General features: G+C 44.0%; 1 pseudogene. It reads left to right on the top strand.

Annotated elements, in window-relative coordinates:
- Positions 1 to 426, top strand: a pseudogene (locus CI603_RS09065) (McrC family protein); the annotation flags it as partial.
- Positions 427 to 1,004: the final 578 nt, after the last annotated feature.

The following is a 1,004-nucleotide window of genomic DNA, read 5'->3' as shown; positions in this document are numbered from 1 at the left end:
GAGAAATATGGCCGAAGTTCTAAAGTCAAAGGGCAATTTGGCCTTATATATCCTGATTTCTTAATAAGCAGTGCTCCTACCGTAATTGCTGACGCAAAATACAAGCCGATAGACAATATTGCTGGCGCAGACTATCTTCAATTACTGGCCTACATGTATCGGTTTGACTCCAGATATGGACAATACTGGTACCCCGAATCACAAGAGAATAGTAAATCCACACCTTTTATTACAGGATTTGAATTGCTTCAAGGCATCAATGGCGGTTCGCAAAGTGTACGGTTTAGGGAAAGCGAGCAAAAAGTCGTACTCGAAAAAGTTGGATTCCCGATTCCAACTGGAGCATCGACATACGAGGAGTACTCTTCATTAATGCAAGATAACGAAAATCAATTTGCAAAATCAATAGTCTCATTGCAACCATAATTGCGACTATTCGACCATTTCAGTTCCTATGACGGTTCTCATGACCCGAATGCAGCTGGTTTATGCCCTGCACGATTACTGATTTGGATAGTCTCGAGCCTAGATTCGTACCTAAATGATAGGCATGAGAACATAACACTTTCCTATATCCAAGCGTTGCTAGCTTAAATGCAAAATATCAGATGTAGCTTTGGTGTTACTCCTGCAGATACGGAAGATAAAGCAATACCTATCGGTTCCCAGGCTGAGTGGATCAGGCTCATGGACAGCTGTCGGCCTTGACCCCAGGGGCAGATTCCTGGAAATGGCAGCCATCTATTGTATGAGTCCAGCAGAAATTGGTCCCGGTAAATGGCTGATTTATCACCCAATGACACCGCCGTCCGTTATAAGACCTTGCACTAATTGGGAATTGATAGGAGGTGACCATGGGCCGGAAAGCAATCAATTATTCTGCCTATACAGACGACCAGATGCTCGACAATATAGCGGCCGAATATGAGAAGGAGAGCTGGTATGGTGGAGTAGGTCCGACTAAGGCAAGACATCATCACATATCAGATGAGGATCTGACAACG

The organism is Bifidobacterium sp. wkB338 (assembly GCF_003688325.1).
Classification (GTDB): domain Bacteria; phylum Actinomycetota; class Actinomycetes; order Actinomycetales; family Bifidobacteriaceae; genus Bombiscardovia; species Bombiscardovia polysaccharolytica.
The sequence above is the reverse complement of the archived record's forward strand: the minus strand, read 5'-3'. Positions and strand labels throughout refer to the sequence as shown.